This window comes from Vibrio sp. Vb1729 (genome assembly GCF_033338655.1).
Classification (GTDB): domain Bacteria; phylum Pseudomonadota; class Gammaproteobacteria; order Enterobacterales; family Vibrionaceae; genus Vibrio; species Vibrio alginolyticus.
The window spans coordinates 1-25,961 of record NZ_JAWOTB010000026.1 but is presented as its reverse complement, the minus strand read 5'-3'; the positions used below and the strand labels follow the sequence as shown (position 1 = coordinate 25,961).

Genomic DNA, 25,961 nt, shown 5'->3' with positions numbered 1-25,961 from the left:
TCCTTATCCGTGGTGAGTAATGTGTTCTTGAATCAAATCGAGGAATGGATCGGCGTACTTCTCCAGTTTGCGCTGACCAACACCGCTAACTGCCAGCATTTCGCCGTAAGACGTTGGCAGAATTTCCGCCATATCAATCAGAGTCGCGTCACTGAAGACCACGTATGGTGGCAAACCATCTTCATCAGCAATCGACTTACGCAGCTTACGTAACTTGGCAAACAGCTTCTTATCGTAATTCTTGCTGGTCAGTTTATCTGACTTCGCCGCACGTGCTGCGGTGTCTAAACGCGGAACTGCTAACTCCAGAGTCACATCGCCACGCAACAGAGGACGCGCCTCTTCGGTAAGTTGCAGCGTTGAATTGCGTGTGATGTTTTGGAACAACAACCCTTTGTGGATCAATTGACGGAAGATACTCACCCAGTAATCGTGGCTGTGATCGCGCCCTATCGCGTAGGTAGAAATCTTATCGTGCCCGTTTTCACGTACACGAATGTTTTGCATGCCACGTAGCACTTCTACCACGTAGCCCATACCAAAGCTCTGATTAACACGATACACACAAGACAACGCCTTACGCGCTTCTTCCGTGGCATCAAAGTGTTTCGGTGGATCTAAGCAAATATCGCAGTTGCCACATGGCTTCTCACGATACTCACCAAAGTAATTCAATAGCACCTGACGACGACAAGTCTGCGCCTCAGCAAAGGCACTCATCGCATTCAGTTTATGGGTTTCCACCTGCTTCTGTGGACCATCGTCTTTCTCATCCAACATACGGCGCAGCCAACTGATGTCCGCTGGGTCATACAACATCATCGCTTCTGCAGGTAAACCATCACGCCCTGCACGACCAGTTTCCTGATAGTAAGACTCGATGTTGCGCGGGATATCAAAGTGAACCACAAAACGCACGTTTGGTTTGTTGATGCCCATACCGAATGCCACGGTCGCCACTACAATTTGGATGTCGTCACGTTGGAAAGCTTCTTGAACGTAAGCGCGCTCATCAGCGTCCATACCTGCGTGATAACCAGCAGCACGAATGTGGTTGTTGCACAGCTTCTCGGTCACCATCTCAACTTTCTTACGGCTACCACAATAGATGATGCCGCAATTCCCCTTTTGGGTTTCAAGATAACGAACGATTTGCGAAACCGGCTTGTGCTTCTCAACTAAGTTGTAGCGGATGTTGGGACGGTCGAAGCTGCCTAGGTAAACCTCTGGATTATTCAGTTGCAGACGCTCAAGAATATCTCGGCGCGTTGCGTCATCTGCGGTCGCCGTCAGCGCCATAAATGGCACATGGGAAAACTGCTGCTTAAGCTGACCAAGCGCGGCGTATTCTGGACGGAAATCGTGTCCCCACTGGGAAATACAGTGCGCTTCATCGACGGCAATCATCGATAGCGGCAGATTTTCCAAGCGCTCAATGAAATCACGCATCAATACGCGTTCTGGCGAGACGTACACCAACTTAAGATGACCAGTGTGCATGCGGTTATACACGCTGAGCAGCTCTTCACGAGGCATGGTCGAGTTAATGCACTCAGCCGCTACACCGTTGGCTTTAAGCTGGTCCACTTGGTCCTTCATCAGCGAAATCAGCGGAGAAATCACCAAAGTAATGCCAGAGCGAACCAAAGCAGGAATTTGATAACACAGCGACTTACCGCCACCAGTAGGCAGGATAACTAAGCTGTCGCGACCTTCTACCGCAGCGTCAATCACCAGCTGCTGACCATCACGGAACTCTTGGTAACCAAACACATCCTCCAACACACGTTGAGGCGTTACAGGCGAATCAGATTGTTCGGCTAACAAGGTCGAGGTCATGAAAAGTCTCAGATTGGGTCTTAAAAAAGAGGTGCTTATGCATACCACTGGCACACAAAGTGAGGGCACATTGTAATGGGGTTTCATGGTGAATAAAACCGCAAATTGTTAGGTGTTTCGCATCACGACTCGTATACTGATTTTCTGCTCTATAAAACACACAATTAGGTGACACTTCATGACACCAGAAGACGAACAACAACGCGCGCGGCAAGGTATCTTGCTAGCGATTGGCGCGTATACCATGTGGGGCATTGCGCCGATGTACTTTAAGTCCATCGCACAAGTATCTCCTTTGGAAATTCTAAGCCACCGAGTGATATGGTCTTTCTTTTTGCTTGCTGCACTCCTCCATTTTGGCCGTCACTGGCGCTCGGCTTACCACATCGCGAAAGACAAAACGAAAATCGCTTACCTGATCGCAAGTTCCATGTTAATTGGCGGCAATTGGTTGATTTTCATTTGGGCGGTAAACTCGAATCATATGCTCGACGCCAGCTTAGGTTATTACATTAACCCACTGATCAACGTCTTACTCGGGATGGTATTTTTGGGAGAGAGACTGCGTAAATTACAGTGGTTCGCGGTTGTATTGGCAGGTTGTGGCGTACTCGTTCAACTGATTGTATTTGGCTCCGTACCTGTTGTTGCGATGGCGTTAGCAATGAGCTTCGGCTTTTATGGCTTATTAAGAAAGAAAGTCAGTGTCGATGCAAAAACTGGCTTGTTTATCGAGACATTACTTCTACTGCCAGTGGCCGCTGTTTATTTGCTTTTTATTGCCGATACACCAACCTCAAATATGCTTACGAATCCACTTACGTTAAATAGTTTGTTGATCGCGGCTGGGGTTATAACAACCCTGCCACTGCTGTGCTTTACGGGTGCAGCAACAAGACTCAAATTATCGACTTTGGGCTTTTTCCAATATATAGGCCCAAGCTTAATGTTTTTACTTGCAGTATTGATGTATGGCGAACCCTTTACCATGGATAAAGCGATCACTTTCGTCTTTATTTGGGGAGCACTAGTCGTGTTTAGCTTTGATGGATTACGTAATAACCGTCGCTCACACCGAATCGTTCAGCCACAGTGATCGTTTTTTACAAGACAAGTTAGAAATTGCCAGATAAGCTTGGTCATAATGTGACCAAGCTTTTTTATTTAATGGAACATATTCAGTACTACGCAACCGACCATGACAACTTGAGTCTAATAGAGGCGAAATACCAGAAATTTGCTTTTCAAAGGCATTACCATCTGGATTTTCATCTCGGCCTGATCACGCATGGTGCGCAGAAGTTCCAATACCAAGGTAACAGCCACCAAGTTGGTCACGGGCAAATTGTGATTATGCCGCCGGATGAGCTGCACGACGGGCAATCTAAGCTCGAGAGTGGCTACGAAGTAAATGTGTTTGCGATCGAACCTCATCTATTGAGCGATCTGGCTGATCTTAAGCAAAACGGTCAAATAATACACTTCAACGAACTGATCATCTCGGATCCCCAGATATTTTCACAACTTAGTAACTTACACGGGCTGCTTCGTCGTGAAAACCTCAGCCAACTCACCAAAGATTGCCTTCCTTTTGAAGGATTTAACCAACTTTTTGATCGCTACGGATCGCTTGAGCGACAAAAAGTGGTGCCGCTAGGAAACCAATCGCTTGGGACGTTAAAAGATTACCTAATGGCGAACCTTGGCCAAGCAGTGCGTTTGGATTCACTTTCAGAGCTGTGCCAACTGAGCCCAACTCAGTTCCAGCGCCACTTTAAAGCGCAAACTGGCATGACGCCTTATGCATGGTTCGCACGCCTGCGCCTTGAACAAGGCATGAAGTTACTGCAAGCTGGTCAATGTGGTACCGACGTCGCCCATCAAATCGGTTTCTACGATCAAGCGCATTTCAGCAAAGCGTTTAAACAGACCTACGGCGTTTCCCCTTCTCAAGTGGCTCGTTAATTTCATTTACCGAGAAAGCTGTCAGTTTTTTACAAGCGCCACAGGTGACTTACCACGACAATAGCCGCATTGGTTAAATTTGAGATGTGTTATGAATGAATCCACCATATTGCTGACACTCGCCAGCATTCACTTTATTGCCCTAATGAGTCCAGGTCCGGACTTTGCGCTGGTCGTACAAAACGCGACGCGTCATGGTCGTCAAACTGGCTTGTACATTGCGTTGGGATTGTCCGTCGGTATTTTGCTGCACTCTTTGTTCAGCCTGACAGGTGTGAGTTTTGTCGTCCACCAGCACCCAGTGCTGTATTCCGTGGTACAACTGCTCGGTGGTAGTTACCTGCTCTACTTAGGAATTGGCGCATTGCGTGCCGTGATCTCGATGATCCAAAAAACACAGACGGATCAACCTAAGAAGCAAAATAACCTAGTGATCAGCAATAAGCGTCAAGCGTTTGCTAAAGGGTTTGCGACCAACATTCTTAACCCAAAAGCCCTGGTGTTCTTTGTCAGTTTGATGTCGAGTTTAGTCCCAGCAGGTATGTCGATTACTGGCAAAGGTATTGCACTGGTCATCCTGTTTGGCTTGTCGCTATTCTGGTTCTCTAGCCTTGCATGGATGCTGTCGACACAGCGCTTACAGCGTAAATTGCAACAAGCGGGTATCTACATCGACGGTCTATGCGGCGTGGTATTTACTCTAGTGGGCGGCAGTATTCTATACCAAACTATCAATACTTTTATCGGATAAAGTACTGATTTAAAAGCGTAGCACAATCGACATTTCTAAGATTGCTGACTCGACGTGACTCTCCATAACTGCCAAGCTCAAAGCACAAAACTGGCAACATGGAGAGTCATCATGCATTGGACGTTCAACCGACTCGTGACCACGGGTCTTTTTCTTACCTCCCCACTAATCTTATCTACATCAGTCTTTGCTAACCAAGCAGCAGATGCGGTTGCGCCGGAGCACAGCACTGGCTTCGAGCAAAAACAATTGATCAAAGCGAAAGATTATATGGTTACCGCTGCTAACCCAATTGCAACCCAAGCTGGGGCAGACGTTCTTGCACAAGGTGGTAATGCTATTGATGCCATGGTTGCCGTACAACTGATGCTGGGCTTGGTAGAACCCCAATCTTCAGGCATTGGTGGTGGCGCCTTCTTAGTGTATTGGGACAGTGAGAAACAAAAACTGACTACATATGATGGACGCGAAACCGCACCGCTCGCCGCAACGCCGAAACTCTTCCTAGATGACAAAGGACAACCTCTGCAATTTTACGATGCGGTTGTCGGTGGGCGTTCCGTTGCCACTCCTGGCACAGTGAAACTACTGTGGGACACGCACCAGAAATACGGCAAGTTGGAATGGAAGAAGATCATCCAACCTGTGATTACCTTGGCTGAGCAAGGTTTCGAAGTAAGTCCTCGCCTCGCGAGTCTGATTGAGAAAGATGCCAAGCGCCTATCACGCTTCCCTGCGACTAAGGCTTACTTCTTTAATCCAGATGGCTCACCAAAAGCCGAAGGCACGTTGTTGAAGAACCCTGAATACGCGCAAACTCTGACGGCAATTGCAGAGCAAGGGGCAAAAGCTTTCTATCAAGGCGATATCGCCACAGACATCATCAAGACAGTACAAAATGCACCGGGAAATCCTGGCGTATTGGCACAACCTGACTTTGATGCGTTCCAAATTAAGCAACGTGAACCGGTTTGTGCGGCTTACCAAAGCTATGACATCTGCGGTATGGGACCACCTAGCTCTGGCGCATTGACGGTTGGACAGATTCTCGCGATCACCGAGCAATACGATCTTAAAGGCTGGGGAGCCGAAAGCGCGAAATCATGGCAAGTGATCGCTGATGCATCGCGCCTTGCGTTCGCGGATCGTGGTAAATACATGGCTGACCAAGATTATGTGCCAATGCCAACCGAAGGCTTGCTTGATAAAGATTATCTCAAACAACGTGCTGAGCTCATTCAAGTCGGTAAAGCGTTGAGTAAGGTTGAAGCCGGCAACCCTCCTTGGTCGCACGCCATGGACTTAAGCATGGACCAATCGATCGAGTTGCCTTCCACCAGCCATTTCAATATCGTCGATAAGCAAGGCAATGTGGTTTCAATGACAACAACCATCGAGAACGCCTTTGGCTCACGCTTGATGGTGCGGGGCTTCTTGCTCAACAACGAACTGACCGATTTCTCTTTCCGCACGCATCAAGATGGTGTGCCAATCGCGAACCGCTTAGAACCGGGAAAACGCCCACGCTCCTCCATGGCACCGACCATTTTGATGAAGGATGACAAACCTTACATGGCAATTGGCTCACCGGGTGGTAGCCGCATTATTGGTTACGTCGCACAAGCCATTATCGCCCACACGCAATGGGATATGGACATCCAAAGCGCGATTAATCAGCCACGATTGCTGAACCGTTTTGGCACCTTAGATATTGAGCAAGGTACCGCCGCAGAGGGCTTACAGCCTGCTCTGGAGAAGATGGGCTTTAAAACCGATGTTCGGGATTTGAACTCTGGTCTGCATGCGATACGAATAACAAAAGACGGTCTTGAAGGCGCTGCGGATCCAAGACGTGAAGGTGCCGCTATCGGGCAGTAAGAGTCTTTCGCTCGACCCCTTGTGCGAGATCTCTCACAAAGGGTTGAGCAAACCTCTCTTTTTTAATGGTAAAACCGTACAGAAAAGAGCATAAGCCATTGAATTTAATACTCATGTATCTTTTTTGAACGCTAAGAGAGTTAAAAAATGTGAGATTAGCCCGTTGTTGGAAATCGTTAAACACGTAATATTAAACCTGTCGGAAGGATGCTGACACGGAACAGGAAACACCACGGACTTGGTGAACTTCAGGAAGAAGAAACGGTTATTCAGGATGAATAGTCGGGCATGGATTGCAAAATTGGACATTGAACGGAATCAATAGTGACTAGGATGGTTGCTACTAAGGACGGGAAATGGACACCTCTGGACGAGGCAAGGATTTGAACATCAGGATGATGTCAGGGACACCGCTCAGGGAACAAGTGATGAGAGCTAACGAGGATAGTTAGCAGACCAGGATAAGGTCACTAAGGACACCGCTAGGAAGGCGACGTAAGGATTAAGCTGACGGATTCAGCACACTATCATGGATTAGATGCATGGAGCACTCTTAGTAGCTGGATTGCTGCGAGTAAGACTATAACCCCGATGGGCGCAAGCCCTCGGGGTTTTTCTTTGCCTAAAGTTTTTCTCAGTAGATCTGCTGAAAACAGGCATTCACCCACAACGCCCACCTTTCACTTCAAACGGCATCGTTAAGTCGCGCTTTTGTACTCCATTTATCATTCCATTTTTTACTGCGTTAGCGACACCAAAACTGCACAAACAAAAAGAGCCGCCGAAGCAGCTCTTAAGTTGATGATACCAATCACAGTAAATAAGTGATCAGAAATAGCGTAGGGAAAATGCTTGAGAACAAGGCGCAATTTTTCGATAAGTAGTTATTCTACAATCAAAAATTGCAACGCAGTTATCGAGTATTTTAACAAGCTAGAATGACCAGTTATTTACTACGATTGGTATGAGTTTTGGTCAAGCCTTACAGTTTCTCTAGTCGTGCGTAAGCAGTTACCAACCATTTGATGCCTTCACCGTTAAAGGCAATCTGTACACGGCTCTGTGGACCACTGCCTTCGAAGTTGATGATGGTGCCTTCACCAAACTTTGGATGCATCACACGAGAACCTAGCGTAAAGCCGGTTTCATTAAAGCTCTCTTTCACAACAGTTTGGCTAAATCGACCACTGCTTGAAGGACGGCTAACTTGCGCCTTCATTCGTACTTCATCTAAACAAGTTTCTGGCAGTTCACGGATAAAGCGAGACGGTTTATGGTATTTATCCTGACCGTACAAACGACGCATTTCAGCATAAGTGATGTACAGTTTCTGCATCGCACGGGTCATGCCTACGTAACACAGACGGCGTTCTTCTTCTAAGCGCCCTGCTTCTTCTGCCGACATTTGGCTTGGGAACATGCCTTCTTCCACACCGACCATAAACACCAATGGAAACTCTAGACCTTTCGCACTGTGTAATGTCATGAGCTGAACCGCATCTTCAAATTCGTCCGCTTGTCCTTCGCCCGCTTCTAGTGCTGCGTGGGTTAGGAATGCCGTCAGCAGTGACATGTCTTCGGCTTCTTCTGGTTTCTCGAATTGGCGAGTTGCGGTCACCAATTCCTCCAAGTTCTCAATACGTGCCTTAGACTTTTCGCCCTTCTCTTGCTCGTACATCGCGAACAAGCCCGAGTATTTAATCACATGGTCAGTTTGGTGATGCAGCGGCATCTCTAAGGTGTCGTCTTCTAGCGCGGTGACAAGCTCGATAAAACGGCTCAGAGCACCAGCAGCGCGACCAGCAAGCACCTTCTCGTCCAACATTGCCACACTCGCTTCCCACATGGTGCAACCACGATCACGAGCCGCAAAGCGGATGGTTTCAAGCGTCTTATCGCCCAAACCACGCGTTGGCGTATTCACCACACGTTCAAACGCCGCATCATCGTTACGGTTGGCAATCAGACGCATGTAGCTCAAGGCATCTTTGATTTCCTGACGTTCGAAGAATCGCATGCCGCCGTAGATACGGTAAGGCAGACCGGCTTGAATTAACGCTTCTTCCAGAACACGCGACTGGGCGTTGTTACGGTAAAGCATCGCAGCGTCATTCAGAGCACCGCCCTTGTCTTGCCACTCTTTGATTTTGTTCACCGCAAAACGGGCTTCATCTAATTCGTTGTAAGCGCTGTAAACCGAGATAGGCTCACCGACCACGCCATCCGTCCACAACTCTTTACCCATACGCTCGGTGTTATTCGCAATCAGGGTGTTAGATGCTTCCAGAATGGTCTTGGTTGAACGGTAGTTTTGCTCAAGACGAATGGTATTTACGCTTGGGAATTCGAGCGTAAACTTCTCAATATTCTCGACTTTTGCACCACGCCAACCATAAATCGACTGGTCGTCATCACCTACGATCATCACGTGACACTCAGGACCCGCCATCATACGTAGCCAAGCATATTGAATGTTGTTGGTATCTTGGAACTCATCCACCAAGATGTGCTTAAAGCGTGCTTGGTAGTGTTCACGAACGAACTTGTTATCACGCAGTAGCTCATGTGCGCGCAGCAAGATCTCCGCAAAATCGACTAAACCAGCACGGTCACACGCCTCTTGGTAAGCGGTGTACAACTGTAGATATGTCTTGGTCACTGGATCATGGTACGCATCAATGTGCGACGGACGCAGACCTTCGTCTTTCTTACCGTTAATCCACCATGCCACTTGGCGTGCAGGCCATTGCTTCTCATCGAGGTTTTGCGCTTTGATCAAACGCTTTAGCAGACGCTGCTGGTCGTCACTGTCAATGATTTGGAAATCTTCCGGTAGCTTCGCATCAAGATAGTGTGCACGCAGAATACGGTGACAAATGCCGTGGAAAGTACCATTCCACATACCGCCTGCACTGCCCATCATTAGCTCTTCGATACGTCCACGCATCTCTGCCGCCGCCTTATTGGTAAAGGTTACCGACATGATTGAGAACGGAGAAGCTTGCTCGACCGACATCAGCCAAGCGATACGGTGAACAAGAACGCGTGTCTTACCACTTCCTGCGCCAGCAAGAACGAGCAAGTTTTCTAGAGGTGCTGCAACGGCTTCACGTTGTTTATCGTTCAAACCGTCGAGTAATAGAGATGGATCCATCATGATGAGAGCTACTGGTTATTTATACATAAAAACCGATTATAACCTAAACAACCGGGTGCTGTTTAGACAAAACTTGATAAAAAAATTGATGTTTTTTTGCCCAACACATCAATTATTTATACCTATTTGACCCTGCAAACCCATTTACTTCAGAAATTTTTCTGAAAGTTTTTTAGCCAGTTTCCTATCTTTTAAGTTAAGCAAGTTGATAACAAAAACGCCAAAACAGGCGATTCATCTTGCCAACTTAAAGTAAAGGAAATCATTCAGAGGAATTTATTATGAAAAAGTCGAATCTAGCTGTTACTGCTGCTGTTACTGGTCTTCTAGCTCTTGGTGGCACAATGCTAACTGCAGCTCCAGCTGTCGCTGCTGAAAAAGAAAAGTGCTATGGCGTTTCTAAAGCAGGTAAAAACGACTGTGCAACAAAAAGCAGCTCATGCGCTGGTACTTCTAAAGAAGATAACCAAAAAGACGCATTCGTAGTCGTACCAAAAGGTCTTTGTGACAAACTCGCTGGCGGTAGCACTTCTTCTTCATAATCTTTTATCGCTAGCTATTGTGAGGATGCGTTGACGCTCAACCAACGCAAAGCCAAGACGCATCCTTCTCTTCCCGCACGATTTGAAAAGGAGTTTCACGTGAAACACCACACCTTCCACGACCTTGTTGGAGTTGGATTAAGAACCCCTCACCTCGATTACTTTAGCCAATCCCAGCCTGAGTTGTCTTGGTTAGAAATCCACAGTGAAAACTATTTCCAACCCAATGCAACAGAGCGCCATCAGCTACAAACGCTTCGCGAGCAATATCAAATTAGCTGCCACGGTATTGGTTTGTCGCTAGGTTCGGTGGAACGTGTTAGTCAAAAGCATCTTGCGCAACTTAAATCACTGATTGACTCAATCGACCCAATACTTGTTTCTGACCATTTAAGTTGGAGTGAAAACGGCGGTCACTACTTTAATGACCTGCTTCCACTTCCGTATACGGAAGAAGCGCTCAACGTGTTCACTCGTAACGTGAATGAAGTGCAGGAATATTTGCAACGCGAGATCTTGATAGAGAACCCATCTAGTTATGTGAAGTTTCAACATTCGACCATCAGCGAATGGGAGTTTCTTACCGAAGTGCAAAAGCGCACTGACTGTCGTTTATTGCTCGATTTAAACAATGTTTATGTTTCGGCGTTCAACCACGGTTTTGATTGCGACACATACCTAGATGCGATTCCAGCCGACAAAGTGGATGAGATTCACTTGGCAGGTTTTACCATTAAACAACTCGACAAAGGTGAGATATGGATTGATACCCATAGCCGCCCAGTTAGCGATGAAGTTTGGCAGTTGTTTTCACAGTGGACAAAAAAACACGGTCCACGTCATACGTTGATTGAATGGGATTTGGATATCCCCGCGCCAGAAGTCTTATTAGGAGAAGCACAGAAAGCATCGCAACTACTGTTGCAAGGCACACTTCCAAGTGAACAAAGCGAACCAAGGAAGGCATCATGAATCTAGCCACCTTACAAAGCCAGTTTGCTAAAGCCCTACACTATCAAGCACTCGGCGAAGATTGCGATATTGCCAGTGATACGTTTACCGCTGATGAACGCATGCAGATTTACCGCAATAACTTTATCGTCAGCTTAAGCGAGGTGTTATCCGCGACCTACCCGATGGTTGAAGCGCTGCTTGGTGAAGAATGCTTTGAACAGATAGCTCGCCAGCATGTTCTTTCTTACCCATTAAAAGAAGGAAATGTGGTGCATTATGGCGAAGGCTTTCAAGACACCATCATGCAGTTTAGTCAGGTGATCGCACAAGCACCTTACAGCCCTGAAGTCGCACGCTTCGAGTGGCATATCGACCTAGCTCGTCAAGTACAGTATGAACAATCCAATGCAGCGGAATTAAAACCGCTTGCGTTACTTGGCGAAGTGAGTGAAGAGCAACAACCCGCTTTAGTCTTACACCTTAAAAAGGGCTGCCGCAGCTTTGACTCCAACTACGCAGTATTCGATCTATTTAGCGCGATTCAAACTGGGCAATTCGAACAACTTAATATCAACCAATTACAGCAAGGTGTCATCTCGATTCAAGCCAATGGAGAAGCCTTGTGTCACGCACTCGATGCCGATGTGTTCCAACTGCTGCAATGTTTAGAGCAGAAGCAGAGTTTGAGCGAAATACCTGAAGTTTTACTCGCTCATCTCAATCGCATCATGGCACTCGATATTGTTGACGGCTTTACATTGCAATCAATCTAAGGAGCACTCTATGACGGATACGGTTAAAAACTTAGTGAATCGGTACGACGATTTAATCAGTACCCTACAAGCTGGCTTTGTCCCTTTACTACTTCTCTTTTGTCGCTTGTGGGTAGCCTGGGTGTTCTTCAATTCAGGACTAATCAAAATCTCATCTTGGGATAGCACGCTGTACTTATTTGAGCTGGAATACCAAGTGCCAATCTTGCCATGGAAATTGGCGGCTTATTTAGGTACGGCTGCGGAGTTGGTTCTACCGGTGTTCTTGGCACTGGGATTGATTACCCGCCCGATGGCAGCAATGCTGTTTGTGTTCAACATCATCGCAGTGATCTCTTACCCACTGTTGTGGGAGAAAGGTTTTTATGACCACCAACTTTGGGGATTGATGATTCTTATCGTAATCGTATGGGGGCCAGGACCGCTGTCTTTGGACCACATCCTGAAAAAGAAAATGACGAGCTAAAAAAATCCCCGCATCATGCGGGGATTTTTTATTATTTATTCAAGTAAGCCAGTAGCTCTTCTGCTGAGATACCTTGCTGAGCGAGGTCTTTTGCCATCTGCTCGACTTGTTCATCTTTGCGTGACTCAATCACTTGCTGAAATTGGTACACGATATCACGCAAAATTGGCAGAGGTACTTGTTTAGCCGCACTACGAATACGCTCGGAGCTTTGATTACCCAGCTCATTAAGCAACTTGCCAAACATCACCTTTTCTGGTGAATCTTCCATTTGCTCTAGAATACGAGCCATTTCATACGTGGTTAACGACATTACTTTTTGAGTTCCGTTATGGTGTCAGGAAAAGTCTGAGTGACAAATATACACGCCTTACTTACATTGGAAAATACTAAATTACACTGATTTACGCTTTCGCAAAGCTCGAGTGCCAGTTCTTCCCTGCTTTTGTAAACAGAACGACCAACGCAGGTAATAGGACCCACATATGAATTGCGATCAAGGTTTGTGGATCCAGAGATAAGCGTTGCAGTGTACCCACCAACAAACCAGAGCCACTCATTTGGAACAATCCAAGCAGTGCAGCTGCCGTGCCCGCCTTATCACCAAACGGTTCTAACGCTTTCCCTGCCGCTGCACCCAGAATGAATGCAAAACCTACAGAAGACATGAAGATAGGTAGCATGAAAGAAAGCGCGGTATTCTGACCATTCATCACTAGCATGATCACACCTGCGAGACCCAGAGTTGAGATCCCGGTGACCAAGGTGTTGTGAGTTCCAACGCGCTCCATAAACTTAGGCGCCAGCATACATGCCGCAATGTTTATCACCGCATTTACACCAAACCAGAAAGTGAATTCATTCATCGACAGCCCCATCCCCGTCATCAATACCGACGGTGCTGAGGTAACGTAAGCAAGAATAACCGCCATCGCCATCAAGCATAATGACGCATGGAAAACAAAAGATGGTGTGCTAAGCACTGCCCAATACCGACTAAGCTTAAACACGGCTTGCTTTTCTGTTGACGGGTTAGTCTCTTTCATCATGAAAAACATCAATGATCCAGACACCACAGCAAAACCCGCCATAAAGCTAAAGTTAGCACGCCAGTCAAATTGCTGAGTTAACCAGCTACCTAGAATTGGAGCTAAAGCCGGAATGAAACAAATCGCACCGTTAAGGTAGCTGATCATTTTGCCGCTTTTTTCCGGGCCAAAGATATCGCGAACTGTTGCAAAGGCTGCTACCGATGTCGCACACGCACCTAAGCCTTGTAGCAGTCGGGAAACCAACATCCACTCAATATTTTGAGCACTCCACGCCAATAAAGCGCTCATCGCGTAAATGGTGATACCGCCCAATGCAACAGTTCGACGTCCGAGTTTATCTGCTAGGGGACCTGCGAATAGCTGACCAACACCCATAGCAAATAAGAACCAAGTGATCGTGTCTTGTGCTAGCGCATTATCGACCTGAAAAGTGGAAGCAATAAGAGGTAAAGCAGGTAGATAAATATCAATCGCTAAAGGACTGAAAAGAACCAAAAGGGTCAATAACGCCATCTGTTTTTTACTATTAGAAAACTGGCTAGACACACAACACTCCGAATTGGATAAAGAACTTTGGGTAAAGCTTAATCATCTGATGATATGAATGGAAATGATGTATAATCATGAGCATTATTCCTCAGAGGAAATTCACTGTGAACGTCGAAAAACTGGCTCGTATCGATTTAAATCTATTGGTCTGCTTTAAAGTGCTGATTGAAGAGTTAAACGTTACTCGTGCGGCCCACCGATTGTGCTTAAGCCAATCCGCCGTAAGTAAATCACTGGCTAAACTGCGCATTCAATTTGATGACCCTCTTTTCACTCGAAACTCACATGGATTAACACCTACGCCGCGCGCATTGTTTCTTAAACCGAAACTGGATCTGTTGATAAATCAGTTAGAAGTGCTGACTCAACCCGAAGAGTTTTCTCCGCAAAGCAGTGAATACCGTTTTCAAATAGCAGCGGTAGAGAGTGTCTACCCTCTCATTCTACCCCATTTCTTACCGGCGATTTTTCAACAAGCACCTGGCGTGACAATCAGCACACACCCGTGGTCGGATAATACATTTAAAATGCTTCAACGCGGCGAACTGGATTTAGGCTTAACTGGAAAAGATATCGATATAAACGATGCCAAGCTGACTCTTCAACCACCCGATGACATTTGCGAGTTGGAAATTTATCGTGATTACCAAATGTGCATCATTCGCAAAAACCACCCTGCGCTAAAACAACCTTGGAATCTGGAAGCCTATCTCGCCCTACGCCATGTACAAGTACGTTGTGATGGCAACGACCGTTGGTTGCTGGATTATCGCCTTGCAGATATTGGCGCCGACCGCGATATTGCCGTCACTGTGCCCGACTTTAACAGTGCCGCAAGTTTATGTTCATACACCGACTTTATCTTTACTGCGCCAAGCCATTTTGTGCAACTTGCGGCCAAACAGCTTGATTTGGTCGTGCTGCCACTACCGTTAGAATTCCCACCTATGGCTTACACTTTATTCTGGCACCGAGATAGAGAAAACGACCCTGCATTAGGCTGGCTACGTACGATGATCACACAAAAAACCGATCACCTTAGATAAAAACACCGCACTCAATTTGCGCTTAGCGGCTAAAATGAGTAGCTTAACTGTCGTAGTCCTTTTTGGCTCATCTATGGCCTAGTTGTACTCCGACTCTATTGAAGTGATTGCGAACCTCAATGGAATCGTAAACTGCATGAAGCAGATGGAAACAGCTCCCACACCTGAGCATGAAGGAGCGGTAATTTGAAGGAATAACACAGATGCACAACGATACCCAAAGCCACGTGAATGCAATTCGCGAATGGCTAGCACAACATAATATTGATGCCCTACTTGTCCCTCATGAAGACGAGTACTTGGGTGAATACGTACCAGCGCACAACGAGCGTTTACATTGGCTAACTGGTTTTACTGGTTCTGCTGGTGCTGCGGTAATCACCAAAGACAAAGCCGCTATCTTTGTTGATGGTCGCTACACAGTACAAGTAACAAAGCAGGTTCCTGCTGATCTATTCGAATACCGTCACTTGATTGAAGAGCCTGCACTAGATTGGATTAAAGACCATCTTGCAAATGGCGCGTCTGTGGCAATCGACCCTCGCATGCACAACGCAGCTTGGCTAGACATGGCACAAGCAAAACTTGCTGGCGCACTTGAGCTTAAGATTCTCGATAGCAACCCAATTGATGAACTGTGGCACGACCGCCCTGCTCCTGTGGTTTCTGATGTTCGCCTAATGGCAACAGAAGCAGTTGGTCAGTCAAGTGAAAGCAAACGCCAAGAAATCGCAGAGCTCGTGAAAAAAGCCGGCTCAGACAGCGCAGTTATCACAGCACTTGATTCTATCTGTTGGTTGCTCAACGTTCGTGGTCTTGATGTATCACGTCTACCAGTTCTGCTTTCTCACGCGATTCTGCACTCAGACTCAAGCGTGGAATACTTCCTAGATCCTGCTCGCCTACCTGCTGAGTTTGACGCTCATGTTGGTGCCGGCGTGACGGTTCATCACCCAGAAGCATTGCAAGCACGACTAGAAAACCTAACTGGCAAGAATGTACTGGTTGACCCTGCGACAAGTAACGCGTGGTTTAAGCTGGTTCTTCAAAACGCTGGCGCATCTGTGGTGAGTAAAGCTGATCCATGCCTAATGCCAAAAGCAACAAAGAACGCAGTTGAAATCGCAGGCATGAAAGCATGTCATATCCGCGATGGCGTAGCGATGAGTAAGTTCCTGTCTTGGTTAGATGCTGAAGTCGCTGCTGGTAACCTGCATGATGAAGCGACACTGGCAGACAAACTGGAAGCATTTCGTAGCGAAGACCCGACACTTATGGACCTTAGCTTCGATACCATTTCAGCGGCAGGTGACAACGCGGCGATGTGTCACTACAATCACGAGAACCAACCTGAACCTGGCAAGTTAGAACTGAACACACTTTACCTAGTGGATTCAGGCGGTCAGTACCTAGATGGCACGACAGACATCACGCGTACCATTGCGATCGGTCAGCCTTCACAAGAGATGATTAAACAATTCACTCTTGCGCTAAAAGGTCACATCGGTGTTGCTCGTGCACGTTTCCCGAAAGGCACACGTGGTTACCAAATCGATACGCTAGCTCGTCAGCACTTATGGGCGGAAGGCTACGATTACGATCACGGTACCGGTCACGGTGTTGGTCACTTCCTAAGTGTTCATGAAGGTCCAGCAAGCATTTCGAAGAAGCAAATCGACGTGCCTCTAACAGAAGGTATGGTGCTATCAAACGAGCCAGGCTACTACCGTGCAGATGCGTTTGGTATCCGTATTGAAAACCTAGAGCTTGTTGTTGAAACCGCAACAAACGGTGACTTCCCTGTTCTGTCATTTGAGTCGCTAACACGCTGTCCAATCGACAAGCGCAACATCAATGTTGATATGCTAACTCGTCCAGAGCTTGCTTGGTTGAATGATTACCATCAGAAAGTATGGGATGAGATCAGCCCACTTGTTGAAGGTGATGTGAAAGAGTGGCTTCGTCAAGCAACGCTACCTGTAGCACACAGCTAGAAGCTAGAAGCTAGAAGCTAGAAGCTAGAAGCTAGAAGCTAGAAAAAGTAGAGGGTTGATGTTTTGCATCAACCCTCTTTTCTTTACTTATGTTTCACGTGAAACATAACGATGACCAGTGCCTTTCTTTGCTACTTAACCAGAATACGCCGAGTGCCAATCTCGCCATACTGGGTCAAATCCTTTCGCTCGAATCATATCTTCCACAGAACTCGCGCTTCGCTCATCGCTGATCTCAAACTGCTCGAGTTCAACATCATCCATCGCATAACCACCCGGCTGAGTTTTCGATGCCGCAGACATACTGGTAATACCTAACGGCAATGCATTGTCTCTAAACTTCGGTGATTCGCGAGTCGATAATGACAATTCCACTTCTGGATTTAATAAACGATAAGCGCAAATCAACTGCACAAGCTGCTTATCCGTCATGACTGATTTTGGTTGGAGCGCGCCCTCACAAGGACGCAAACGCGGAAATGAAATAGAGTAACGAGTCTGCCAATACGTGCGCTCAAGATAGTCCAAGTGCGCTGCCACATAAAAGCAGTCGGTACGCCACTCTTCCAATCCTATCAAAGCGCCAATACCGATCTTATCGATGCCCGCTTTTGCAAGACGATCGGGTGTATCCAATCGGTATTCGAAATCCATCTTATTGCCACGCAAATGGTGTTCGGCATAAGTCGAAGGATGATACGTTTCTTGATAGACCATCACCGCATCCAAACCCAATGTCTTAAGCTCGGCGTATTCGTCTTGATCTAGCGGTTGTACTTCCATCGCCAAATAGTTAAAGCGCTGCTTAATCATCGGCACCATTTCGCGGAAGTATTTCATTCCCACTTTGGTTTCGTGTTCGCCAGTCACCAGCAATACGCTATCGAACTTCATGCGTTTGATGGCTTCGACTTCTGCAGCCACTTCGTCCCTATTCAAGGTACGACGCTTGATTCTGTTCTCCATCGAGAAGCCACAATAAGTACAAGCATTGGCGCATAAATTAGAAAGGTATAATGGAATATAAAGCGACATGGTATTACCAAAACGCTTGCGAGTTGCCGAGTATGACAGTTGTGCCATTTTCTCTAAGTACGCTTCAGCCGCTGGTGAAATTAGCGCTTTAAAGTCTTCCAAATCACGCTTGGGTTTATTCAATGCTCGCTCAACATCTTGTGCCGTTTTCGCATAGATCGACATCGAAATGTCATCCCAATTAAGCTGCTTAAATTGTTCAACGAAGCTCATGTTTTCCTCGCTTAATAGCTAAACCAATCTAGGGCTAAAGCTCATCTAGGAATGACGTCAGTGGACTCGACGCAACCGCATGAGAAACCTTACCTGCAAGTCCGGCTTCATAAGCCATACGCCCCGACTCTACCGCCAACTTAAATGCCTTCGCCATCGCAACGGGATCGCTCGAAGCTGCAATCGCGGTATTGACGAGTACGGCATCCGCGCCCATTTCCATCGCACGCGCGGCATGTGAAGGTGCGCCAATACCCGCATCGACAACGACAGGAACATTAGCTTGGTCGATAATGATTTCTAGGAAATCGTGAGAAACTATCCCTTTGTTAGAACCGATCGGCGCACCTAATGGCATGACCGCAGCACAGCCCACTTCCTCCAATCGTTTACACAGAACCGGGTCAGCATGACAATAAGGAAGGACAATGAAACCCTCACGAACCAGTTGTTCAGCGGCAGCAAGTGTCTCAATTGGATCGGGCATCAAGTACTTCGGGTCTGGATGAATTTCTAGTTTTAACCAATTAGTACCCAACGCTTCTCGCGCCAGTTGCGCAGCAAACACAGCATCTTTAGCATTCTTTGCACCCGAGGTGTTCGGCAATAAGTTCACACCCGCTTGTACTAACGGCAGCAAAATATCGTCTTGTTGGTCGTTCACATCGACACGTTTCAACGCCATGGTCGCAAGTTGAGAGCCCGACACTTGAATCGCTTCTGCCATTAATCGGCTGTTGGCAAACTTCCCTGTTCCCGTGAACAGTCTTGATTCGAATTGTTTATCACCAATTTTAAGCATCGACTTTACCCCCCTGCGATCGCTTGAAACAAAGAGATGCTATCTCCCTGTGAAAGAACTGTGCTAGCCCACTCACTGCGCGGCACAACATTGTTATTAATTGCAAAAACACAGCCCATTTCAGGCAGCGCAAATTGACTAATGATTTGCTTTAGATTCGACTCAATGGCAACTTGATGTGACTGGTCATTGATGACAATAGTGATCACATCTAAGTCAGCAGCGGTCATTTGTGTTGTTTGTTGTTCTGATAAAGTCATTGCTTCCAACTCTCTTAATTCTGCCCATTACTCGTAAGCTAAATCTGAGCACACACTTGGCACTGTTTATCTTTACTTATCGCCATGGTTTGCCATTGCAGCTTCAATCCATCGAACAGGTGTAACTTGGCAGTCTCGACATGAAACTTTCCCGTCGCCAGTTTTTGAATTGCCGCTATCGCTTGGTAGTTGCCAAGTGTACCCACCACCGGACCGACGACACCGCTCTCAATGCACTTTTGCGTTTGCGGTAATTCGTCGAACGGATACAAACAGCGATAACAGGCTTTACTCTGCGCTTCTTGTTCACTTAGTGTTTGGTAATCAAAGACAGCGAATTGCCCTTGCCAACCAATTGCTGCCGCCGAGATGAGCGGCGTATTTTGCTCGAAACAAACTTGGTTAATGAGCTGGCGCGTTGGCATGTTATCGGTGCAGTCGAGCACCATATCCGCTAGCATCACCTCAAGCTGAAGCTGTGCTTTGTCCAATCGCTTATTGAGAGCACGAATTTGAACCATAGAATTAAGTTCAGTAAGTTGCTTTACAGTCGCTTCTGTTTTCGCAACTTGGAGGTCTTGTTCACGATAAATGATCTGACGCTGTAGGTTACTGCTATCAACTTCATCGTCATCAACCACAACCAATTTACCAACGCCCGCGGATGCCAAGTACAAACTCGCTGCGCTCCCTAACCCACCACAACCGATGATCAGCACATGCGATTTGCTCAAACGCTCTTGCCCAATTTCGGCAATTTCAGGCAGAGCGACTTGGCGCTGATAGCGAAGGAACTGCTTATCCGTGAGCATGTTCGCCTCTCTTGGTATCCGCTAATTCACTATTCTGATCAGTAAACGTTAGCTGTCTTTCCTTCATCAGTTGTGCGAAGAACTCGATGACGGACTGAGGTGATTCTGCCAACGTAATAGCTCGCACAACAGCCAAACTAGAAACACCTGTTTGCCAAACTTGGGCTGCATTAGATTGGTCAATACCACCAATCGCAACCGTCGGAAAGCCAAGCACATTGTCACTAACTGCTTTGTCTTTTGAAGGACGGAAAGCAGCCTCTGTGTTTGTATAAGGAATGCTATCAATCAGCTTTTGATACAGTTCCAAACGCACTAAACCTTGTGGTTTCGATGGCATCTGTTTTGTGGTGGTTGGGAAAATATGCCCTAGCGCGATGTAGCTAGGATGAATTTGTACGATGCGCAGTAGTTCGTAATAACCATGAGTAGAAAGACCAAGACGAATACCGGCTTTAGTTAGCTGAGCCAAATTCGATTCTTCTATGTCTTCTTGTCCTAGGTGAACGCCATAAGCGCCATGCTTGATTGCCAACTGCCAATAGTCATTGATGAACACTTGTGCTTGATACTGACGACCTAGCTCAATTGCTCGAATGATCTGTCGTTCTAAATCGGCTTGTTGTGGGTTCTTGATTCGCAGTTGAATAGTGTTGATGCCTAGTGGCAATAGACGTTCAATCCAAGCAACATCATCAACGACTGGATAGAGCCCTAAACTTTGCTTAGTCAGAGTTGGAAAGCTAACGCTCTCGCCTTGTGCAGACCAACCAACTTGAATATCGAGTCGGTTATCTTCCAGTACAGGTGTGGGGAAATCATCAAATTGGTCAGCCCACTGAGTAGATCTTCCCTCGTCAAGATTGTCATTCAACAGTGTTTCACGTGAAACATTCGCTTGTTGAGTTAACATTCCTCGAGCAAGTGTTAACGCATCTTCGATAGGAAAATCGAGTACTGTCAGCGTTACTATCCAAGCAAGGTGATGTTCAGGATCGAACATTGCGTTGAATTTGGACTTAACGGAAAGCGCTCTCACTTCGTTGTTAATTGGGTGACGCCAGATATCAAGCTGAAGCACTTTCTCCTTTTCATCGGATACCTGAGTATCAGCAATACCAATATAAATCGCTTTCGACGGTTGCTTAGCACACGCTTCTACCGACAAAGCAGAACGGTAATAGAGCACAAATGAACTCTCATGCTCAGAGTCATAATCATCAATGAGATCAGTCGTTATGTGTGTGGTCTGTTGGCCGCGAACAAGCTGAATAGATTGAGTTGGGCTCACACCCAACTCAATGTCTTCTATGCTAAAACCCTGTTCTTTCGCCAACAACAAACATTGCTGAACTAAACCTGTCAGTTCAATCAACGATGACGGAATAAGGATTTTGCTCATTAGTCACTTACCTCGGCATGTGCTGCTGGGTGGTATAGCTCGGAACCTGACTCTCTAAATTCTTGCGATTTCTGACGCATCCCTTCAAGAGGATCATCTAGCATTTTAATCGAGATAGCTTGGTCCGCAGCAACTTGCTCAGTGTCTTTCGCGTACTCTCGTACCTCTTGCGAAATCTTCATCGAGCAGAACTTTGGTCCGCACATCGAACAGAAGTGAGCAACTTTGCCGGACTCTTGAGGTAAGGTTTCATCATGGAAAGCGCGCGCGGTATCTGGGTCGAGTGACAAGTTGAATTGATCTTCCCAGCGGAACTCGAAGCGAGCTTTAGAAAGCGCATTATCACGAACTTGAGCACCTGGGTGCCCTTTCGCTAAATCAGCGGCGTGCGCAGCAAGCTTATAAGTGATCATGCCTACTTTCACATCTTCTTTGTTTGGTAAGCCAAGATGCTCTTTAGGAGTGACGTAGCAAAGCATCGCACAGCCATACCAACCAATCATGGCAGCGCCGATGCCTGAAGTAATATGGTCGTAACCAGGAGCGACGTCTGTCGTCAGTGGGCCAAGCGTGTAGAATGGTGCTTCATGGCAGTGATCTAACTGTTCTTCCATGTTCTCTTTGATCATGTGCATTGGAACATGACCAGGACCTTCGATAATCACCTGTACGTCGTATTCCCACGCTATCTTGGTTAACTCACCAAGGGTACGAAGCTCTGCAAATTGCGCTTCGTCGTTAGCATCGGCCACCGAGCCAGGACGTAGACCATCACCGAGAGAAAGTGCCACATCATACTTAGCACAGATTTCACAGATCTCTCGGAAGTGGGTATATAAGAAGCTTTCTTGGTGATGCGCTAAACACCATTTCGCGATGATAGAACCACCACGAGAGACGATGCCAGTAACGCGTTTTGCAGTCATTGGCACATAACGAAGTAGTAAACCGGCATGGATAGTAAAGTAGTCAACGCCCTGCTCCGCTTGCTCAATCAGGGTATCGCGCATCACTTCCCAGTTAAGGTTTTCCGCAACACCATTCACTTTCTCAAGCGCTTGATACATTGGTACGGTACCGATCGGAACCGGACTGTTACGTAGAATCCACTCGCGAGTTTCGTGGATGTTACGTCCAGTAGAGAGATCCATAACGGTATCTCCACCCCAACGTGTCGCCCAAACGAGCTTCTCTACTTCTTCCTCAATCGAAGAAGTGACCGATGAGTTACCGATGTTGGCGTTCACTTTGACCAAAAAGTTACGTCCAATGATCATTGGTTCGGATTCTGGGTGGTTAATATTGGAAGGGATAATAGCGCGACCTTCGGCGACTTCTTTACGCACGAATTCGGCGGTAATATCTTTTGGTAAGTTAGCTCCGAAGCTTTGACCCGGATGCTGTTGATTCAGCACTTCATCGCGATACTTGGCACGCCCCATGTTTTCACGCAGCGCGATATATTCCATTTCTGGGGTAATAATACCTTTGCGAGCATAGTGCAACTGGGTCACGCACTGCCCATCTTTAGCACGTCGAATACGTGGTAGATTGCCGTAACGAAGATCGTCTAGTGTTTCGTCTTCTAAGCGTTCTTTGGTGTACACCGAGCTTACTTCATCAAGTAGCTCAGTATCGGCACGCTCTTCAATCCACCCTTCTCTCAGCTTAGGTAAGCCGCTATAGAGGTCTATGGTGTGCTCTGGATCTGTGTATACACCCGACGTATCGTAAACGCGTACTGGCTCATTAGGTTCGAATATAGGCGCTTCTTTTGTGCCTCCAATAAGGCTATCAGCGAGTGATATTTCACGCATTGGTACACGAATATCTGGACGTGAGCCTTCTACGTAGACTTTGCTTGAATTGGGGTACGGTTGTACCGAGAGTGTATCAATGAACTGTTTTGCTTCCAGTCTCGCTTGTTTGCGACTCGACATAGCATTTTTCCTTGCTTTGTTATACTAGATAAAAAGTAATTGGATAAAAATGCTTGGCGGATAGATGCGACAAGAGGAGTCAAATTAAGGCTAGTTAAAGCTTACGATATTTGCCTGTAACAACATTCGACTTTTGATAGGTCAACCAGAAAGAACTCCGGTGTGAATATCTTCTCTTGTTCCCTTCGCAGATTCTAATCTGATCAGGTTCAACGGATCCCGAATTAACGGTCTCAGCCTTATGGCACTCCGACAAGTGATGTCAGTATATAAAAACGGCTTGGTGAAACCAAGCCGACCTGTTCAATTTTTAACTACTTTGCTAGCTGCGCATCAATAATTGAAAGCCTATCCACGCCGCTGAAATACTTAACACGACATTCAACAATACGTTCAACCCCATCTTAAAGAAAGCGCCCTGCTGCATAAGCAACACATTATCCATCGAGAAGGTGGAAAACGTCGTTAGTGCGCCTAAAAAACCCAAGCCAATCACTTGTCGCCAAGGTTCCGTTGCCAAAAGTTCATTATCGAAAGCTGCTATCAATAAGCCCATCATAAATGAGCCAACAACGTTAACGGTTAACGTACCATATGGAAAACCACGCCCCAATAAAATGACACAAAGTTCAGAAATTAAGTAACGAGAACATGCACCAAATGCACCACCCAATGCAATAAAACCCAAAACGGATAGTTGTCCCATAATTCCCCCAGAAAAGTTAATGGCGACATTGTAATCAAATTTACGGCAATAGTGATTATACAATCTTAGAATTCAGCAAAGTATAGCGCTTAAAACTTATCAAGATTTTAAAAGTTACAGGAGTCACTTTACTTCAATGTAACCCATCAAACCCGTCTTCATGTGTTCAATTACATGACAATGGTACATCCAACGCCCTGGGTTATCTGCAACAAATGCCGCTTTCGCACTGCCGTTTTTTCCAAGTAAAACCGTATCGGTATGAAACGGTTCGTCGAGTTTTTTGCCATCTAACTCAAGAACCGTAAATGTGTGTCCATGAAGATGAATAGGATGATGATATTGGGTGACGTTCTTTAGGTTGAAGATATAGGTTTTTCCCATCTCCAATGTTGAAAGCGGCGCTGGAATATTATCTTTGCTCATTCCCTCCCAAGCCCGTTTGTTCATCAGCCAGAATTGGGGGATCGCTTTGCCCGATTGATCAGCAGGAGTGATCGCCCCCTCCCACTCAAACACATAATCGATTTGCTCTGCATTTTTCAAATCGAGAGCTGGCACAGGGTTGAGAGGTAATAAAGGCAGTTTCTGGTTGCTCGGCAAGTCAGACTCAACAACGTCAAACTCGCACAAAGGGAATGGGAAGCGTCCTTTCATTTGACGCACATAAACACGTGTTCCAGCCTTCGGAGCAATCAATCCGACATCTAACCTCATTCCTGGACCAATTTTATGCTGAGTGAGCTTATAAGGCGTTTTAACAGGGTTACCATCAATAGCAATAACCCAAGCCTCTGCACCTTCAATAGCGATCGGGTAAGTAATGGTGTTATCGACGTTAGCAATTCTTAATCGCGTGGTAGCATTCTGCTTCAGCGTATAAACAGGTTCATGCACACCATTGACGCTACTCCACTCTCCGGGAGTCCCCATACGAGCGCTCAAGCGCGGTACCATAAGGTTCTTCCACTGACCTTGTTTGTCTAAATGCCAATGCTTTAGAACTATTTCCTGTTCTTCATCAAATAGAACAGGCTCAGCCTCTTCAACGATAATTAGCCCAACTAAGCCCATACCAAGTTGCTTAACGCTATTCATGTGGGGGTGATACCAAAACGTGCCTGCATCTGGCGGTGTAAATTCATAAACGAATGTTTCACCCGGCATGATAGGCGGCTGGCTTAAGAAAGGTACACCATCCATTTCAATAGGGATTCGCAAGCCATGCCAGTGGATTGTAGTCGGCTCTGAAAGCTTGTTAGTAAACCTAATTATAACTTTCTCGCCTTGGCGACAACGAATCGTAGGCGCTGGAATCGAACCATTAAATGCGAGTACGTCTGTGTTAAACCCAGGGATAAATTCTGCAGTAGAAGGCTCTGCAGTGATATCGTATATATATTGCCTCTGCTTATTAGTGCTCCTAGATAGAGAACATGCAGGTAGAACGGTAAGCGCGGAGATTGCTAAGGATGATTGAAGAAAGCGTCGACGAGATATATCCATACATAGTTACTCATTAATCCAGATCGGTTGAGTGTAACTAAATATAAATAGTGATTCCCCTTTATTATTAAAATTTTGGGCCACTGATCATTACAGCTAACTGTAGTTTCGTTCGTTCAGTAGATTAAATGCTGCCAAAGTACAGCAGAAAGCCATACTTACGGGATAAGAGTAGAAATAAGCTGTAATAATGAGAAGAAACCAGATACAAAAAAGGCCCTGACCTAAGTCAGAGCCTGATATATGGCAGGGGTGGAGAGATTCGAACTCCCAACACGCGGATTTGGAATCCGCTGCTCTGCCAATTGGAGCTACACCC

At 46.4% G+C, this 25,961-nt stretch carries 22 protein-coding genes and 1 riboswitch; of the genes, 10 read left to right on the top strand and 12 right to left on the bottom strand.

The features are described 5' to 3' along the window. Positions 1–3 precede the first annotated feature (3 nt). Entirely contained in the window at positions 4–1,839 is a 1,836-nt protein-coding gene (recQ, locus tag R7E29_RS13855) for an ATP-dependent DNA helicase RecQ (RefSeq protein WP_005451195.1), read from the bottom strand. Positions 1,840–2,017: 178 nt separating this feature from the next. On the opposite strand from recQ, the gene rarD reads away from it, so the two are divergent. The 4 genes from rarD (at position 2,018) to ggt (ending at position 6,433) form a co-directional block, all read left to right on the top strand. Continuing rightward, positions 2,018–2,935: an EamA family transporter RarD gene (rarD, locus tag R7E29_RS13850; RefSeq protein ID WP_054577297.1), complete on the top strand. Its 918-nt coding sequence runs from the start codon at positions 2,018–2,020 to the stop codon at positions 2,933–2,935. Positions 2,936–3,006: 71 nt separating this feature from the next. Next, positions 3,007–3,804: an AraC family transcriptional regulator gene (locus R7E29_RS13845; protein ID WP_054577296.1), complete on the top strand. Its 798-nt coding sequence runs from the start codon at positions 3,007–3,009 to the stop codon at positions 3,802–3,804. A gap of 91 nt (positions 3,805–3,895) precedes the next feature. Further along, positions 3,896–4,555 carry a LysE family translocator gene (locus tag R7E29_RS13840; RefSeq protein WP_054577295.1) on the top strand — a complete coding sequence of 220 codons (660 nt, stop codon included), beginning with the start codon at positions 3,896–3,898 and terminating at the stop codon, positions 4,553–4,555. 111 nt (positions 4,556–4,666) lie between these two features. Next, entirely contained in the window at positions 4,667–6,433 is a 1,767-nt protein-coding gene (ggt, locus tag R7E29_RS13835; RefSeq protein WP_054577294.1) for a gamma-glutamyltransferase, read from the top strand. Between the two features lie 982 nt (positions 6,434–7,415). On the opposite strand, the gene uvrD is transcribed toward ggt, so the two are convergent. Then, on the bottom strand, positions 7,416–9,590 hold the full coding sequence (gene uvrD / locus R7E29_RS13830; protein WP_005378778.1) for a DNA helicase II: 2,175 nt from the start codon (positions 9,588–9,590) through the stop codon (positions 7,416–7,418). Between the two features lie 281 nt (positions 9,591–9,871). Between uvrD and R7E29_RS13825 the strand changes: the two genes are divergently transcribed. From R7E29_RS13825 to R7E29_RS13810, 4 genes are all read left to right on the top strand, one after another. After that, on the top strand, positions 9,872–10,132 hold the full coding sequence (locus R7E29_RS13825) for a DUF2282 domain-containing protein (RefSeq protein ID WP_005378779.1): 261 nt from the start codon (positions 9,872–9,874) through the stop codon (positions 10,130–10,132). Positions 10,133–10,231: 99 nt separating this feature from the next. Beyond that, the gene (locus R7E29_RS13820) at positions 10,232–11,104 is read left to right on the top strand and encodes a DUF692 domain-containing protein (protein WP_033907320.1); all 873 of its coding nucleotides are present in this window, start codon (positions 10,232–10,234) and stop codon (positions 11,102–11,104) included. Continuing rightward, entirely contained in the window at positions 11,101–11,859 is a 759-nt protein-coding gene (locus R7E29_RS13815; protein WP_054577293.1) for a DNA-binding domain-containing protein, read from the top strand. Before R7E29_RS13820 ends, R7E29_RS13815 begins: the two co-directional genes overlap by 4 nt. Positions 11,860–11,869: 10 nt before the next feature. Continuing rightward, positions 11,870–12,325: a DoxX family protein gene (locus R7E29_RS13810; RefSeq protein ID WP_054577292.1), complete on the top strand. Its 456-nt coding sequence runs from the start codon at positions 11,870–11,872 to the stop codon at positions 12,323–12,325. A 31-nt stretch (positions 12,326–12,356) separates the two neighbouring features. Here the strand turns inward: R7E29_RS13810 and R7E29_RS13805 are convergent, their stop codons facing one another. Together R7E29_RS13805 and R7E29_RS13800 are read right to left on the bottom strand one after the other, a co-directional pair. Further along, positions 12,357–12,638: a hypothetical protein gene (locus R7E29_RS13805; RefSeq protein WP_005378786.1), complete on the bottom strand. Its 282-nt coding sequence runs from the start codon at positions 12,636–12,638 to the stop codon at positions 12,357–12,359. Between the two features lie 91 nt (positions 12,639–12,729). Further along, positions 12,730–13,923: a multidrug effflux MFS transporter gene (locus R7E29_RS13800; protein ID WP_005382927.1), complete on the bottom strand. Its 1,194-nt coding sequence runs from the start codon at positions 13,921–13,923 to the stop codon at positions 12,730–12,732. Positions 13,924–14,030: 107 nt separating this feature from the next. On the opposite strand from R7E29_RS13800, the gene R7E29_RS13795 reads away from it, so the two are divergent. Together R7E29_RS13795 and R7E29_RS13790 are read left to right on the top strand one after the other, a co-directional pair. Beyond that, a complete protein-coding gene (locus R7E29_RS13795; protein ID WP_005378791.1) occupies positions 14,031–14,972 on the top strand; it encodes a LysR family transcriptional regulator in 942 nt (313 codons plus the stop codon). A gap of 203 nt (positions 14,973–15,175) precedes the next feature. After that, on the top strand, positions 15,176–16,966 hold the full coding sequence (locus tag R7E29_RS13790; RefSeq protein ID WP_054577291.1) for an aminopeptidase P family protein: 1,791 nt from the start codon (positions 15,176–15,178) through the stop codon (positions 16,964–16,966). Between the two features lie 135 nt (positions 16,967–17,101). Here the strand turns inward: R7E29_RS13790 and thiH are convergent, their stop codons facing one another. The 8 genes from thiH to R7E29_RS13750 all read right to left on the bottom strand — a co-directional run bounded on the left by thiH (position 17,102) and on the right by R7E29_RS13750 (position 25,642). Further along, entirely contained in the window at positions 17,102–18,214 is a 1,113-nt protein-coding gene (thiH, locus tag R7E29_RS13785; protein ID WP_047102551.1) for a 2-iminoacetate synthase ThiH, read from the bottom strand. A gap of 34 nt (positions 18,215–18,248) precedes the next feature. After that, on the bottom strand, positions 18,249–19,016 hold the full coding sequence (locus R7E29_RS13780; RefSeq protein WP_005397059.1) for a thiazole synthase: 768 nt from the start codon (positions 19,014–19,016) through the stop codon (positions 18,249–18,251). Between the two features lie 5 nt (positions 19,017–19,021). After that, positions 19,022–19,276: a sulfur carrier protein ThiS gene (gene thiS / locus R7E29_RS13775; protein ID WP_047102552.1), complete on the bottom strand. Its 255-nt coding sequence runs from the start codon at positions 19,274–19,276 to the stop codon at positions 19,022–19,024. A 38-nt stretch (positions 19,277–19,314) separates the two neighbouring features. Beyond that, the gene (locus R7E29_RS13770; RefSeq protein WP_047102553.1) at positions 19,315–20,088 is read right to left on the bottom strand and encodes a HesA/MoeB/ThiF family protein; all 774 of its coding nucleotides are present in this window, start codon (positions 20,086–20,088) and stop codon (positions 19,315–19,317) included. Beyond that, entirely contained in the window at positions 20,075–21,490 is a 1,416-nt protein-coding gene (locus tag R7E29_RS13765) for a thiamine phosphate synthase (protein ID WP_054577290.1), read from the bottom strand. The genes R7E29_RS13770 and R7E29_RS13765 overlap by 14 nt, the downstream gene beginning before the upstream one ends. Further along, positions 21,490–23,430, bottom strand: a complete 1,941-nt coding sequence (gene thiC / locus R7E29_RS13760) for a phosphomethylpyrimidine synthase ThiC (RefSeq protein ID WP_054577289.1) — start codon at positions 23,428–23,430, stop codon at positions 21,490–21,492. The genes R7E29_RS13765 and thiC overlap by 1 nt, the downstream gene beginning before the upstream one ends. 163 nt (positions 23,431–23,593) lie before the next feature. Further along, positions 23,594–23,692: riboswitch (TPP riboswitch) on the bottom strand. Positions 23,693–23,752: 60 nt separating this feature from the next. Beyond that, the gene (gene crcB, locus R7E29_RS13755) at positions 23,753–24,136 is read right to left on the bottom strand and encodes a fluoride efflux transporter CrcB (RefSeq protein WP_005378811.1); all 384 of its coding nucleotides are present in this window, start codon (positions 24,134–24,136) and stop codon (positions 23,753–23,755) included. 123 nt (positions 24,137–24,259) lie between these two features. Then, positions 24,260–25,642, bottom strand: coding sequence for a multicopper oxidase family protein (locus R7E29_RS13750; protein WP_054577288.1), 1,383 nt, complete (start codon positions 25,640–25,642; stop codon positions 24,260–24,262). Between the last annotated feature and the right edge of the window lie 319 nt (positions 25,643–25,961).

Bases quoted from the DNA above. Each gene is read 5' to 3' on its own strand.
- recQ (WP_005451195.1), bottom strand. From the start codon at position 1,839: ATGACCTCGACCTTGTTAGCCGAACAATCTGATTCGCCTGTAACGCCT.
- rarD (WP_054577297.1), top strand. From the start codon at position 2,018: ATGACACCAGAAGACGAACAACAACGCGCGCGGCAAGGTATCTTGCTA.
- R7E29_RS13845 (WP_054577296.1), top strand. From the start codon at position 3,007: ATGGAACATATTCAGTACTACGCAACCGACCATGACAACTTGAGTCTA.
- R7E29_RS13840 (WP_054577295.1), top strand. From the start codon at position 3,896: ATGAATGAATCCACCATATTGCTGACACTCGCCAGCATTCACTTTATT.
- ggt (WP_054577294.1), top strand. From the start codon at position 4,667: ATGCATTGGACGTTCAACCGACTCGTGACCACGGGTCTTTTTCTTACC.
- uvrD (WP_005378778.1), bottom strand. From the start codon at position 9,590: ATGATGGATCCATCTCTATTACTCGACGGTTTGAACGATAAACAACGT.
- R7E29_RS13825 (WP_005378779.1), top strand. From the start codon at position 9,872: ATGAAAAAGTCGAATCTAGCTGTTACTGCTGCTGTTACTGGTCTTCTA.
- R7E29_RS13815 (WP_054577293.1), top strand. From the start codon at position 11,101: ATGAATCTAGCCACCTTACAAAGCCAGTTTGCTAAAGCCCTACACTAT.
- R7E29_RS13810 (WP_054577292.1), top strand. From the start codon at position 11,870: ATGACGGATACGGTTAAAAACTTAGTGAATCGGTACGACGATTTAATC.
- R7E29_RS13805 (WP_005378786.1), bottom strand. From the start codon at position 12,638: ATGTCGTTAACCACGTATGAAATGGCTCGTATTCTAGAGCAAATGGAA.
- R7E29_RS13790 (WP_054577291.1), top strand. From the start codon at position 15,176: ATGCACAACGATACCCAAAGCCACGTGAATGCAATTCGCGAATGGCTA.
- thiH (WP_047102551.1), bottom strand. From the start codon at position 18,214: ATGAGCTTCGTTGAACAATTTAAGCAGCTTAATTGGGATGACATTTCG.
- R7E29_RS13780 (WP_005397059.1), bottom strand. From the start codon at position 19,016: ATGCTTAAAATTGGTGATAAACAATTCGAATCAAGACTGTTCACGGGA.
- thiS (WP_047102552.1), bottom strand. From the start codon at position 19,276: ATGACTTTATCAGAACAACAAACAACACAAATGACCGCTGCTGACTTA.
- R7E29_RS13770 (WP_047102553.1), bottom strand. From the start codon at position 20,088: ATGCTCACGGATAAGCAGTTCCTTCGCTATCAGCGCCAAGTCGCTCTG.
- R7E29_RS13765 (WP_054577290.1), bottom strand. From the start codon at position 21,490: ATGAGCAAAATCCTTATTCCGTCATCGTTGATTGAACTGACAGGTTTA.
- thiC (WP_054577289.1), bottom strand. From the start codon at position 23,430: ATGTCGAGTCGCAAACAAGCGAGACTGGAAGCAAAACAGTTCATTGAT.
- crcB (WP_005378811.1), bottom strand. From the start codon at position 24,136: ATGGGACAACTATCCGTTTTGGGTTTTATTGCATTGGGTGGTGCATTT.
- R7E29_RS13750 (WP_054577288.1), bottom strand. From the start codon at position 25,642: ATGGATATATCTCGTCGACGCTTTCTTCAATCATCCTTAGCAATCTCC.